This window comes from Parvibaculum sp. MBR-TMA-1.3b-4.2 (genome assembly GCF_053628815.1).
The window spans coordinates 3,631,064-3,643,333 of sequence record NZ_JBRJHC010000001.1; the positions used below are offsets into that span (position 1 = coordinate 3,631,064).

The 12,270-nt window shown below is 62.2% G+C and carries 15 protein-coding genes; 5 read left to right on the plus strand and 10 right to left on the minus strand.

Translation table 11 applies throughout. From position 1 onward, the window contains the following. Positions 1-31: 31 nt before the first annotated feature. Together ACSSVQ_RS17365 and ACSSVQ_RS17370 are read right to left on the minus strand one after the other, a co-directional pair. Positions 32-826, minus strand: a complete 795-nt coding sequence (locus ACSSVQ_RS17365) for an SDR family NAD(P)-dependent oxidoreductase (RefSeq protein WP_454184548.1) — start codon at positions 824-826, stop codon at positions 32-34. A gap of 54 nt (positions 827-880) precedes the next feature. After that, positions 881-1,237 carry a hypothetical protein gene (locus ACSSVQ_RS17370; RefSeq protein WP_454184549.1) on the minus strand — a complete coding sequence of 119 codons (357 nt, stop codon included), beginning with the start codon at positions 1,235-1,237 and terminating at the stop codon, positions 881-883. Positions 1,238-1,421: 184 nt separating this feature from the next. Between ACSSVQ_RS17370 and ACSSVQ_RS17375 the strand changes: the two genes are divergently transcribed. Next, complete coding sequence (locus ACSSVQ_RS17375) at positions 1,422-1,820, plus strand: DUF427 domain-containing protein (RefSeq protein ID WP_339614105.1); 399 nt, start codon at positions 1,422-1,424, stop codon at positions 1,818-1,820. 148 nt (positions 1,821-1,968) lie between these two features. Here ACSSVQ_RS17375 and ACSSVQ_RS17380 read toward each other — a convergent pair whose 3' ends face one another. From ACSSVQ_RS17380 to ACSSVQ_RS17395, 4 genes are all read right to left on the minus strand, one after another. Next, positions 1,969-2,838: an SDR family NAD(P)-dependent oxidoreductase gene (locus ACSSVQ_RS17380; protein ID WP_339614104.1), complete on the minus strand. Its 870-nt coding sequence runs from the start codon at positions 2,836-2,838 to the stop codon at positions 1,969-1,971. Between the two features lie 36 nt (positions 2,839-2,874). Beyond that, entirely contained in the window at positions 2,875-3,669 is a 795-nt protein-coding gene (locus ACSSVQ_RS17385) for an enoyl-CoA hydratase (protein WP_454184550.1), read from the minus strand. Positions 3,670-3,864: 195 nt separating this feature from the next. Next, entirely contained in the window at positions 3,865-5,403 is a 1,539-nt protein-coding gene (locus tag ACSSVQ_RS17390) for a sulfatase family protein (RefSeq protein WP_454184551.1), read from the minus strand. A gap of 160 nt (positions 5,404-5,563) precedes the next feature. Beyond that, positions 5,564-6,370 carry an alpha/beta fold hydrolase gene (locus ACSSVQ_RS17395; RefSeq protein ID WP_454184552.1) on the minus strand — a complete coding sequence of 269 codons (807 nt, stop codon included), beginning with the start codon at positions 6,368-6,370 and terminating at the stop codon, positions 5,564-5,566. Between the two features lie 191 nt (positions 6,371-6,561). On the opposite strand from ACSSVQ_RS17395, the gene cysE reads away from it, so the two are divergent. Beyond that, positions 6,562-7,404 (plus strand): serine O-acetyltransferase, encoded by an 843-nt coding sequence (gene cysE / locus ACSSVQ_RS17400; protein WP_293325820.1) that lies wholly within the window; start codon positions 6,562-6,564, stop codon positions 7,402-7,404. A 133-nt stretch (positions 7,405-7,537) separates the two neighbouring features. Here the strand turns inward: cysE and ACSSVQ_RS17405 are convergent, their stop codons facing one another. After that, the gene (locus ACSSVQ_RS17405) at positions 7,538-8,830 is read right to left on the minus strand and encodes an NAD(P)/FAD-dependent oxidoreductase (protein ID WP_454184553.1); all 1,293 of its coding nucleotides are present in this window, start codon (positions 8,828-8,830) and stop codon (positions 7,538-7,540) included. A gap of 33 nt (positions 8,831-8,863) precedes the next feature. Continuing rightward, the gene (locus ACSSVQ_RS17410) at positions 8,864-9,139 is read right to left on the minus strand and encodes a hypothetical protein (RefSeq protein ID WP_293325826.1); all 276 of its coding nucleotides are present in this window, start codon (positions 9,137-9,139) and stop codon (positions 8,864-8,866) included. A gap of 165 nt (positions 9,140-9,304) precedes the next feature. On the opposite strand from ACSSVQ_RS17410, the gene ACSSVQ_RS17415 reads away from it, so the two are divergent. Further along, positions 9,305-10,108: a glucose 1-dehydrogenase gene (locus ACSSVQ_RS17415; protein WP_293325829.1), complete on the plus strand. Its 804-nt coding sequence runs from the start codon at positions 9,305-9,307 to the stop codon at positions 10,106-10,108. Here the strand turns inward: ACSSVQ_RS17415 and ACSSVQ_RS17420 are convergent. After that, on the minus strand, positions 10,093-10,260 hold the full coding sequence (locus tag ACSSVQ_RS17420; RefSeq protein ID WP_293325832.1) for a hypothetical protein: 168 nt from the start codon (positions 10,258-10,260) through the stop codon (positions 10,093-10,095). The two genes, ACSSVQ_RS17415 and ACSSVQ_RS17420, sit on opposite strands and share 16 nt — an antisense overlap. Positions 10,261-10,510: 250 nt before the next feature. Here ACSSVQ_RS17420 and ACSSVQ_RS17425 point away from each other — a divergent pair, with 250 nt between their 5' ends. Then, positions 10,511-10,723, plus strand: coding sequence for a DUF3126 family protein (locus ACSSVQ_RS17425; RefSeq protein ID WP_454184554.1), 213 nt, complete (start codon positions 10,511-10,513; stop codon positions 10,721-10,723). A 20-nt stretch (positions 10,724-10,743) separates the two neighbouring features. On the opposite strand, the gene ACSSVQ_RS17430 is transcribed toward ACSSVQ_RS17425, so the two are convergent. Continuing rightward, positions 10,744-11,508 (minus strand): hypothetical protein, encoded by a 765-nt coding sequence (locus ACSSVQ_RS17430; RefSeq protein WP_293325836.1) that lies wholly within the window; start codon positions 11,506-11,508, stop codon positions 10,744-10,746. A gap of 242 nt (positions 11,509-11,750) precedes the next feature. On the opposite strand from ACSSVQ_RS17430, the gene ACSSVQ_RS17435 reads away from it, so the two are divergent. Next, the gene (locus ACSSVQ_RS17435; RefSeq protein WP_454184555.1) at positions 11,751-12,254 is read left to right on the plus strand and encodes a hypothetical protein; all 504 of its coding nucleotides are present in this window, start codon (positions 11,751-11,753) and stop codon (positions 12,252-12,254) included. Positions 12,255-12,270: the final 16 nt, after the last annotated feature.

Here is a 12,270-nt window from a genome sequence, read left to right on the forward strand (position 1 = left end):
GTCCTTCGGGCCTTTTTTGCCGTGCCGTTATTTAGCGCGCCGCAAGCGGGGCGAAGCCGAGGTGCATGCCTGCGTCGGTGATGAGCGTTTCGCCGGTGATGTGCTCGCCGCCTTCGTCGCAGAAGAAGACCACCGAGGTGGCGATGTCTTCCGCCATGCCTGCGCGCTGGAGCGGCATGGTTTCTTCCTGCTGCTTCACGATGCGGTCGAAGGTTTCCTGGCCGAAGCGTTCGGAGAACCAGCGCGTGCCGATGAAGCCGGGGCAGACGGCGTTGACGCGGATTTCCGGCGCCAGCGACCGGGCGAGGGACAGCGTCATGGTGTTGAGCGCGCCTTTCGAGGCGGCATAGGCGATGGAGGAGCCGACGCCGGTCACGCCGGCGATGGAAGAAATGTTCACCACCTTGCCCTTGCCGATTTCCTTCATGTGCGGCTCGGCGGCGCGGATCATCATGTAGGCGCCGACGACATTCACCTTGTAGATCCAGAGGAAGTCTTCCTCGTTGAGCGCTTCGAGCTTGGCATGGTCGGCGAATTTCGTGCCGCCCGCATTGTTCACCAGCACATCGACGCGGCCCCATTTGGCGACCGTCTCGGCGACGATGCGGCGGCAATCCTCGTCCTTGCTGACATCGCCCTGGGCCAGCAGCGTTTCGACGCCGAGCTTTTCGCACTGGCTTTGCGTCTCTTTCGCCTCGGTTTCGCTCTTGGTGTAGTTGATGACGACCTTGCTGCCGCGCTCGGCAAGTTTCAGCGCTACGGCCGCGCCGAGGCCCGTGGCCGATCCGGTGACGATGGATACCTTGCCGTCCATTGATTTCGACATGCTGGCGTCTCCCCTGATGATGCGTTTTGCGGGAGTTTAGAGGCCGAGCGGCGCTCAGGTAAGAGGCGGGTTGTTGAAAGCGGCCAGAATGAGCCGGTCGACCACGCGGTCGCGCTTTTCAGGCGGCATGTCCAGTGCGACGACGGCGTGGCCGTCTGCCGTGTGGCGGGCGGTAAACCCTCGAGCGAAGCCCACGCCGGGGACATCCAGCGCCATCCGGGCGCCGAGGGCGGGGAGCGGGGTCACCTCCACAATGGCACCGCTGGCCGACATTTCATGGATCAAACATTCCGAATCGACGCCCGCGAAGACGATCCGGCCCTCCAGCCGCGTCGCGATACGGCGATGCAACCGGCGGTTCACCGCCTCCTCAGGCCCGGAAATGTGATCGGTGGGTAATGCTTCAGCCATGTTTTCCTTCCAAAGATCAAGGCTAAAGCAGGGGCGGTTGAGGAAGTGTTGCGGTCTGCGGTGTTGCGGTGGGCGCGCTTCGCATTTAAACCTTTGGGCAAAATCGCCAGAACGTTGATTTGCCGCATTTTCGACCCGCGAAACTGGCTCCATTTTCGCCGAAAATGCCCTAAGGAGGCTCTTTATGGGACAACTGGTTTCCGGCGCCACGCGCGACTCGGGTTACGAAAGCAATCCCGATTATCTCATTCGGCTTGCGCCCGCGGGGCTCAAGGTCGAAGTGCGCTTTAACGGCCATGTGATTGCGAAGACGGAGAAGGCGCTGGAGCTTTTCGAGAGCAACCACGCCCCGGTTCTCTACATTCCGCGCGGCGATGTCGTGTCGGAATATGTCCAGCGCACCGACCACTCTTCCTGGTGCCCCTATAAGGGCCGGGCGAGCTACTATGCCGTCCGCACGCCGGAAGGCGAGGTGGAGGATGCCGCCTGGAGCTATGAGGACCCGTTCGTCCAGATGGCCGACATCCAGGAGATGGTGGCCTTCTATGCGGACAAGGTCGAGATCGTCACCGAGTCGCTCTAGGTCGTTTTCACAGGGAAAACGACCTAGTCTTTCGAGTGGCGAGCAGATTTTCCCGATCATCCTGAATTGCGTCGCAATTCAAGCTGCCCGGGATCCGCTCGCTGTCAGACGGACAGTTTTGAACCAGCCCCTTGGCAGAGGTGAGACCTCAGCTCTGGGGCTGTTTCATGTCTTCCGGCAGGGTGGAGAGGAATTCGTTGATTGTTTCCTCGAAGTCGATCCGCTTGCCGAGCGAATTCATCGGTCCGGCGGTGAGGCCGCCATCGACGGCGATGGCCTGACCGGTCACGAAGGTCGAGGCGTCGGAGGCCAGGAAGAGCGCCGTTTCGGCAATGTCGTTCGGCAAGCCGGCGCGCGCGATGGGCTGGATCTTCGCCAGACGCGGCTTCATGAATTCCCCGAACTGATCGGCCACCTGCGTGCCGAGGCCAAGACCCGATCCGAAGATCGAGGTGGCGATGCCCCCCGGGCAGATCGCGTTGGAGCGGATGTTGAGGGGGGAGAGTTCCAGCACGGCAGAGCGCGCCAGATGCAGTACCGCCGCCTTGCAGGCCGAATAGACATGCGGCCCGAAGCCCGCCTGAAGGCCCGCCACGGAGGCGGTGGAGATGATGCTGCCGCCGCCGTTTTTCTTCATTTCCGGCACGGCATATTTGTAGCCGAGGAAAACGCCCTTCAGCAGCACGCCGACCGTTTCGTCGAAGGCATCGCCCATGTCGATTTCATGGAGTTCGCCGCCGACGCCGCCGAAACCGGCATTGTTGAAGATCACGTCGAGCTTGCCGTAGCGCTTCACGGCATGCTCGACGAGCGCCTTCACTTCGGCTTCATGGGCGACATTGGTGCGGCAATAGGAGAAATTGTCTCCAAGCTCGCGCACCATTTCCTCGCCCTTGTGGTCCTGCAGGTCACCGCAAACGACTTTCGCGCCTTCCTTCAGGAACAGATCCACCGTGCCGCGGCCAATGCCGCTCGTGCCGCCCGTGATGATGGCGACCTTGCCGTCGAGCCTTCCCATGTTTCCTCCAGATTTTCTTGTTTGTGTCCCCGGACTTTACCGTCCTTTGAACTGGGGCTTTCTTTTTTGCATGAAGGCCGCGCGGCCCTCCGCGTAATCTTCGCTCGAAAAACATTCCGCGGCGAGGGCTTCGCATTTCGCGCGGTCGAAATTGCCCGGCTCCTTCACCAGTTCGTCGATGATGCGTTTTTCCGCCGTCACGGTGAGCGGAGCGTTCTCGGCGATCTGCGCGCACATGGCGTGGGTGGTCTGTTCGAGGTTTTTCGCTTCCACGCTGCGATTGATGAGGCCCATCTGCAGGGCTTCTTCCGCGCTGAACTGGCGGGCGGTGTAGAAGATTTCCTTGGCGAAGGAGGGGCCGACGATTTCGACCAGACGGTGCGTGCCTTCCAGCGGATAGGCAAGGCCGAGCTTTGCGGCCGGAATGGCGAAGGTGGAGTGATCGGCCGCGATGCGGATATCGCAGGAGAGCGCGATGCCGAGGCCGCCGCCGATGCAATAGCCATGGATCATGGCGATGGTGGGCAGTTTCGTTTCCGCGATGGCGGCAAAGGCGCGGCCCGAAATCTCGTCATAGGAATTGACGGCATCGGCGGAGGAGCGGTTCTCCTCGAATTGCGAAATGTCGGCGCCCGCCACGAAGGCCCGGTCGCCCGCGCCGGTCAGCACCATGACGCGGATATCGGGATCGGCCTCGAAATCGGCGACGATCTCCGGGATCGCCTTCCACATATCCAGCGTGACCGCGTTCATTCGCAAGGGATTGTTGAAGGTCATCCACCCGATATGGGCTTCCTTCTTCACGATCATTTCGGGTGTGGCGGACGACATGGGAGACCTCGCTCAATTTTCCGGCCCAAAGGGCATAGCCGCCGCGGGGGCCGGTGGCAACCGGGGAGGGCCGGGTGTCGCGCACTCTCAGCCTGTCATGCCCGGGCTCGACCCGGGCATCCAGAGCGGCGTTGCCGCGCATTTACGCGCTGGATTGCCGGGTCGAGCCCGGCAATGACAGCGTCAGTTGTTGGTCTACACCGGCGCCACGAATTCCAGCTTGTCCTCGCGGACGGGCGGCATGTGGTCTTTCAGATCCGCCAGCAGGTCCGATTTCAGCGCGGCATAGGCCGGGTCGTCCCAGAGGTTGCGCCATTGGCGCGGGTCTTCCTTCAGGTCGTAAAGCTCGCCTTCGGTGCCGTCATAGATGGTGCCGGGCAGGTAGGCGGTGATGGTGTAGCCGTCGCGATGGATGGTCCTGAGGTTTACCGTGGTGCCGTCCACATGTTTGCAGTCCCATTCGGTGAAGACGCGCTCACGGCCCTGTTTGTCGGCCTGCGTGTCGGTGAGCGGGAGCGGCTGGCCCTGCATCCAGTCCGGCACGTCGAGGCCGGCGATCTCGCAGAATGTGGGAGCCAGATCCACCTGACCGACGGGCTTCGACACCGCGCCGGGCGCGACGCCCGCCGACTTCGCAGGGCGCCAGATGAAGGGCAGGCGCATCAGCGCGTCGACGTGATAGGGACCCTTGAAGAGGAGGCCGTATTCGCCCTGAAACTCGCCATGGTCGGTGGTGAAGATCACATCCACATCGTCGCCCCAGCCGCGCGCCTCGATATGCGCCATGACCTTTGCGACGGCCTCGTCGATCAATTCGTTTTCGACATGGGTGAAGGCGTTGATCTCCTGTACCTGATCGGCGGTCATGTCGCAGGGACGGAATTCCGGCGGCGCCTCGAAATTCGTCACGCGCTCGCCGGTGTAATATTCCATCCAGTGGCGCGGCTTGCCTTTGAGGATGTCCTCGATCTTGTCCTTCGAGCCCGGATAGAAATCGGGCAGGGGCGTTTCCTTCCAGGGATGGCGGTTGAGTTCCGATTGCGGCGGATCCCAGGGATGGTGCGGGTCGGGGAAGGACATCCAGCAGAACCAGTCATCATCCGCCTGCAGACTATCGAGCCAGGCGACGGTGCGGTCGGCCACCCAGTCGGTGTGATAATGCTCGCGACTGATCGGGTTATAGTGAAGCTGGCAGCCGCCCGTTTCACCGCCGCCTGCCGCATTCACCTGAAACTTGTCGTTGAGGTTCCGGTAGAAGCCCTTCAGCCCTTCCGGGTCGTGCTTCTTCATCCATTCATTGTAGTGAAGGATGAGCGGGGAGTGGCTCGCCAGTTCCATATGGTCAAAGCCGCGATGGGGGCCATATTCGCCGACGCGGGCCATGCGGTTTTCATAGAATTTCAGTTCCGGATCGAGGAAGGGTTCGAAATGCGCCTTGCCGATGAGCGAGGTCTTGTATCCCTTCCTGTCATGCAGTTCCGCCGCGACGCTGGGGGCGTCGGCGGGCAGCGGCACGCCGTTCATCCAGACGCCATGGGTCGAGACATATTGCCCCGTAATCATGGTGGAGCGAGCGGGCATGCAGACGACGTTCTGGTTATGCGCGCGGGAATAGTTGATGCCTTCCGCCGCGAGTTTGTCGATCGCGGGCGTGCGGGCCACCTTGTTGCCGTTCGCGCCGATGGCGTCGAAGCGCATCTGGTCCGTCGTGATGAAAAGTATCTTGCGGCCCATAGCGTCCTCCTCGCGTGCCAGCCTTATTTTGAGGGGTAATGTATGGCATTAATGGAAGGGCAACAAGCAAGGCCCGGGGCGAGGGAGTATTTTTCGGCAGCTATTTCAAATGGTTATAGGGACTATTCTACGCGCTGATATCCACCCGCCGGCCTGCCGCTCAGATCACGCCGCCCGTCAGGAACGAGATCATGTCCGCGAAGGCCTGTTTGTCCTGCAGCATGAAGAGGTGGCCGCCTTCGTAGAATTTGAGCTCGGCATGGGGGATGCGGGAGACCATTTTCTCCTGGGTCTCGGGCTTTGCGATGCCGTCATATCTGCCGGCGCAGATGAGGGTGGGGGAGCGGATGTCGCTCAAGCGGTCCCAGGTGTCGTGCTGCGCGCGGGCCTCGAGCTGGCGGCGCTGACCCATTGCGTGACCCGGCTCGTCGGCGAAAGGATCGGCGGCGGCCATGGCGACGAGCTGTTCATAGGTGTCGGGATTGGCCTTCGCCCAGGCTTCGTCATGCCGGGTGTCCGAAATCGGGATCATGTGGCGGGCGCGCTCCTCGCGCGTCATTTCCTGCAATTCATGCAGCGGGTAGGAGGCGCCGCCCTCACCGCCGGGCGAGGTGCAGGCGAGCACCATCGCCTCGACCGCATGCGGGTGCGCGATCGCCAGTTCCTGCGCCACCATGCCGCCGAAGGAGACGCCGATCACCATGGCCGACTGCCAGCCGATGGCGTTCATCAGGTTCACCGCATCCTCGGCATATTGGGCCATGGAATAGGGCTCATCCGGTTTCGCAGTCTGGCCGAGGCCGCGCTGGTCATAGGCCAGCGTGTCGAAATGCTTCGGGAGGGGCCCGTCCATGACATTGGGCTTGTTGCGCAGATCGCCGCCCGTCCCGGAGATGAAGAGGAGGCGGGGGCCCTCTCCGGCGCGCTCATAGTGGATTTCGATATCTCCGACCTTCGCGATGGGCATGTCTTTTCCTCAAATTCACGTCGCGGCGGGGCAGGGGTCAGTTCTTCTATTGAACTCGTTTCCCTGCCCCCTATGTGTTAATCTCACAGCAATCTGCGCCATGCTTCGGTGAGGCGCAAAGCGGCATTTCGCGCCCCGAACCTGTCATGGACAAGACGTTCAGGGGAATGGCCAGAGGGAAGGGTCGAGCCATGTCTAAGCCGGCTGAAAGGGAAAACGCCAAGCAGAACCTTGCCGTGTGCGACCCGGTATGGGAGCGCGTGCGCGAGGAAGCCTCGGAGATGGCGTCGGGCGAACCGATTCTCGCCAGTTTCCTTTACGCGACCATTCTCAATCACCGTACCTTCAACGATGCGCTCTCCTATCACCTCGCGCAGAAGCTGGGGAATGACGAAGTGCATTCCATGCAGCTTCGCGAGCTGTTCGACGAAGCGCTGAAGGCGGATGCCTCGATCGGCGAAAGCACGCGGGCCGATGTCGTCGCCTATTACGAGCGCGACCCGGCCTGCAGCACCTATATCCAGCCCATCCTCTACTTCAAGGGCTTCCACGCGCTCCAGTCCTACCGCGTGGCGCATTGGCTCTGGGGGCAGGGGCGCAAGGCCATCGCGCTCTTCCTGCAGAACCGGATTTCAGACCTCTTCGCGGTGGACATTCATCCGGCGGCGCGACTCGGGCGCGGCATTTTCATCGACCATGCTACCGGCATTGTGATCGGCGAGACGGCTGTGGTGGGCGACGACGTGTCCATGCTGCATCACGTGACGCTGGGCGGTACCGGCAAGGAGCAGGGCGACCGTCACCCCAAGGTCGGGCGCGGCGTGCTCATCAGCGTGGGCGCCAAGGTGCTCGGCAATATCCAGATCGGCGAGTTCAGCCGCATCGGCGCGGGCAGCGTTGTGCTGCATGACGTGCCGGAAGGCTGCACGGCGGTGGGCGTGCCTGCGAAGATCGTGGGTTGCGCGGGCTGCGACAAGCCGAGCCATGCCATGGACCATGTCATCCCGGAAGCGGATGAAGGGTCGGGGCAGTAGGCGGTTACGGCCAGTCCTGAAATCAATTTCTTGTTGTCACCCCGGGCTTGTCCCGGGGGCCAGGGCCTCTTGCTCTGCGCCTGTCGCCCCTGGGTCCCGGCATAAAGCCGGGATGACAGTAAAGAGAATGCCGCTAGCCCGGCAGACGGTCCTTCATCGCATACCAGAGCATGCCGGCCACAAGGCCCGGATAGCGCAGTAGCGTGCCGCCCGGGAATTTCGGCGTTTTGAGATCGGCCATCCAGTCGAAGCGTTCGGCCTGTCCGGCGACGGCTTCGGCGACCAGCTTGCCGCCCAGCGTCGCCATGTTGATGCCCTGTCCCGAATAGCCATGCGCATAGATGAGGTTCGGCGCGAGCCGGCCGAAATGCGGCATGCGCTTCAGCGTGATGGCGAGCGTGCCGCCCCAGGCATAGTCGATGCGGATATCCTTGAACTGCGGGAAGGCGAGCGACATCGGCTTCCTGACGAAGCCCGCAATGTCCTTCGGGAAGTTGGGCGAGTAGTTTTCGCCGCCGCCGAAGAGCAAGCGGTTGTCGGCGGAAAGACGGTAATAGTCGATGACGAATTTCGTGTCCTGAACGCAGACGTCGTCTCGAATGAGCTTGCGCGCATCGGCGTCGCTCAAGGGTTCGGTCGCGATGATGAAATTATTGATGGGCATGATCATGCCTGCGACGCGCGGTTCCAGCTTGCCCAGATAGCCGTTGCAGGCCAGTACGACATGCGGCGCCGTGACCGAGCCCTTGTCCGTCTTCACGACGGCGGGATCGGTGTGGCTGATGTCCACCACGCGGGATTGCTCGTGGATCGTCACGCCCAGCGAGCGTGCGGCGCGGGCGAGACCCAGCGCGTAATTGAGCGGGTGGAGATGCGCGCCGCCCATATCGAGATTGCCGCCCCAATAGCGGTCGGTGTCGACCATGCCGCGGATCTCGTCGCGCGGGACGTAGCGAACCTGATCGTAGCCGTATTTGTCCTGCATATGAGCGGCTTCGTCTTTCAGCCACTCCGCATCGCCTTTCTTCCAGGCGGCATGCAGCACGCCGGGTTTCAGGTCGCACTGGATGTCATGCTGCTCGATGAGGCCCTTGACGGTCGCGACGCTGTCTTTCGCCAGCTCCCAGAGGCGGGCGGCCCATTCGTCGCCCAGTTCCTTTTCCAGCGTTTCCTGATCGTGGCGCTGACCGGTGCCGAGCTGGCCGCCATTGCGGCCCGAGGCGCCGAAGCCGACGCGCTCGGCCTCCAGAAGGGTGACGGCATAGCCGCGCTCGGCCAGGTGGATCGCTGCCGACAGGCCGGTATAGCCCGCGCCGACGATGCAGACATCGGCCTTTTCATCGCCCATGAGAGGGCTTACGGGCTCGATACCGTTTGCCGTGGCGACGTAATAGGAGTTGGCGGGGTAGCCGGCAGCGTCTGTCATGGGATCAACGAGATTTGTGAATGGGTGAAGCCATTATAGCTCCACAATCTCGTCTTTTCGGTCATCGGCGTAAATGTCGCAGAGGTCGAGGCTGGCTTCCCAGGGGGCGCTGTCCGTCACCTCGTCCATTGCCTCCTTGTCGGCCCATTCCGTGCGATAGACGACCTTGCCGTCTTCTTCCTTCAATTCGACGCTTATGAAGCCATCCGGCGCGTTGCGGTCCAGTTCACGCTCCTTATAGGCGCGGAGCTGGGTCAGGATGCTGTCCGGCTGGTCGGTTTCGAAGGTGATGATGAGTGCGACGGCCATGGGTCCTCTGTCTCTGCTCTTTCATGGAAAGCTCTTTTCGAGCGCTTTCGGGCTCTATAGCACGGCTTGGCGTCGTTTTCTCGATTGGAAGCGGCGCGTGCGCGGGCCACAATGAGGGAAAGCTCAATAAGAGAAAAATCCTCGGAACATAAGAAGGAGACAGGGATGGGACGGCTTCAAGGCAAGGTGGCGCTGGTAACGGGCGCGGCAAAGGGCATCGGCGCGGCAACGGCAAAGCGGCTCGCGGAAGAAGGCGCCAGCATCGTCTGCACGGATGTGGACGCCGATGCGGGGCAGGCGATTGCCGATGAGATTGCCAATGCGGGCGGGGCGGCGGCTTTTATCGCCCATGACGTGACCGACGAGGCGCAGTGGGAAGCCGCGGTAACGCTCGCGGAGGAGAAATTCGGCGCGCTTCATATCGTGGTGAACAATGCGGGCATTGCGCCCGATTCCACCTCCATCGAGGAAAAGACTCTGGAAAGCTGGCGCCATGTGATCGCCATCGATCTCGACAGCGTGTTCCTCGGCTGCAAATGGGGCATCCGCACCATCAAGAAATATTCAGGCGCGGGCGGTGGCGGCGCCATCATCAATATCTCGTCTATTCTGGGCCTGGTCGGGCAGCCGAATGCGTCGGACTATAATGCGGCGAAGGGCGGCGTCAGGCTGCTCACCAAGTCGGCGGCGCTCGAATGTGCGGAAGCGGGATACGACATTCGCGTCAATTCCGTGCATCCCGGCTATATCGACACGCCGCTGGTGCAGGATGTGATGGCGAAAGGCGAGATGGGCGGCCAGCAGGTCGGCGCGAACGAGATGCGTGAGCTTCTCACCATGCTGCATCCCATCGGGCGGCTCGGCATTGCCAAGGAAATCGCCAATGCGGTGCTGTTCCTCGCCAGCGACGAGGCGAGCTTCATGACCGGCTCGGAAATGGTGGTGGATGGCGGCTATACCAGCCGCTGATCCATCCGGCCCTCGGCCAGTGTCACCATGGGATCGGTGACGCTGGCGGTGGGGTAATCCGGCGCCCTTGCCCCGCGTATGGCCTGTTCTGGCGCGATGGCGAAGGACAAGGCAGCGGCCGCCGTCAGCAGGACTGCGAATACGATCAGCATTCTTTGCGTGCGGCGCTTCATCGGGACTGGCCTTCGCCTCGTTCGGGACGAACAACCATCTCACGGGGCAGCAGGGGAAAGCCATCGGGCGAAGCGCCGCACCGGGGGCCCCGCGGCGTGGCGAATTGCCGCTTTTCGGGCCCCGCGCGTTTGCACGGGGCGGTTCAGTTGGTTAAAACCCGGGATCGCCGGAATCAGCCCGTTCGGGGCTTTTCAGGACTTTTGGACCGATTACTCATTGGGGGATCCCTTGGATCGCAAAGAAATTACCCGTCTCGAAGCTTATCTGCGGACGAAGTTCGAGCTGCCCTCCATCGAGGTCCGTCAGCGCCCGCAGAGGGACGATTCCGGCGAGGTCTATATCGGCGATGAATTCATCGGCGTGATCTTCCGCGACGAGGACGAGGGCGAGATTTCCTACGCCTTCAATATGGCGATCCTCGATTTCGACCTTCCCGAGTAGTCCGGCCCGGACAAGGCTCTTCAGTCGGTGAAAGAGCCTTGCAGGCCGTCGACCTTCCGGGTCGTGTCGAAGGATGCCGCCAGGGCGCGGATCCTCCGGTCGATTTCGGCCCAATCCTTCAGATGCGTCCGCTTGTAGCGGTAGGTCAGCTCCAGATTCGGGGCGATGAGAAGCGTGCGGCTGCAATTGGGGCTTTCCACCAGCGGCATGTCGCGATCGCAGGTGAGCAGCAGCGTGTGCTGGTCCGCATCCTGTCCCACCAGCATGAACTGGTCGCCGTACCCTGAGTCCTCCCGGAAGGCGAAGCGTTCGAGGCCGGTTGCGTCCTTTTCCGGTTTGGGCGAGGCAAGATATTTCGAATAGATGTTCTTCAGCCGCTTGTCGGTCGAGAGCGGCGTTTCGGTTTCCTTGAACGAAAAGAAGATCACGTCCGAGTCGGGACCGTTATTGGCGAAATCCTGCTCATGCTCGGCGGAGTAGGGCGCCATGTCGGGCCAGAGGGCGTGCATGTCTATCTCGCGCCGGGCGCCGCCGCTGCGCTGGGCCGGGTAGCGCGTATAGTTTTCGGGGATCAGGAAGCGCCGGTCCGCGACGATGGCTTCCACGGGCGTGCCGTCGATGCTGGCGCGCGGGTCGAGGCCGAGCAACTCCTTCGTGGTCGGGCCGAAATAGTAATAGAGGAAGAAGCCGGAAAGGATCAGCACACCCGCGGCGACGGCGGCCGGGATGATCCAGGCCGGGCGCTCATGCACCAGTTCCTCGTTCGACCGCCTTCCATATGACAAGGACCTGTCCTCCCTCTTCGTTTTCCCGGGCGTATTACGGGGCGTTTGTCGCGGGCCATCCTGTACCGTGCTGGCACAGAGATTCAATCCTGCACGGCACAAAGCGGAACGTCCGGGCGCACGGCTTTGCCGCCCGCTTTCCCTTATCTCTTTAACTCACTGAAATTAAAAGATCATTTCCGGCATCCCGTGCTTGGGTTCATGGCGGTGAGAACTGGCACCACCCTTGCGGATAAGGGCGCATGAGTGGAGCACTTACAAAACTGATCCTGGCCGCGGGAATGACCGTCGCATTCGGTGCCTATATCGGCCCTGTGCGGGGGGCCGTGGACCGGGCCGCGGGGCCGGACGGTCTTGCCTGGCTCGACCAGATGGCCTTTGCCTGCGCACCGGATTTCCGGGCCTGCAGGGTGGGGGGCATGGTGTTCGATCTGGGGCCTGACGATCAGGTATCGGAAGGCGCCGTACAGTCAGAGACGGTGCCGGCAGAGACGGTGCTGGGCGATATCGGCGAGACGGCAAGGCGGGGCGCGGCGAAAGCGTTTGTCGCGGCGGTCAGCCGGCCGGATGTAGTGCAACTGCTCGACCGGCAGGTCGTGCCGGATGCAGTCGTGGGTCGGGTCCGTAGCGAGGTGCAGCGCTTCGCGGTCGATCTTCTCAACAACAAGACTTCCATCGACAATAAGACAATTCGTGATGACAGGGCGGCACGGCAGCGTGTGGCGCGGCTCGACTCAGGCGAATAACGGGTGGCTGGGGGCG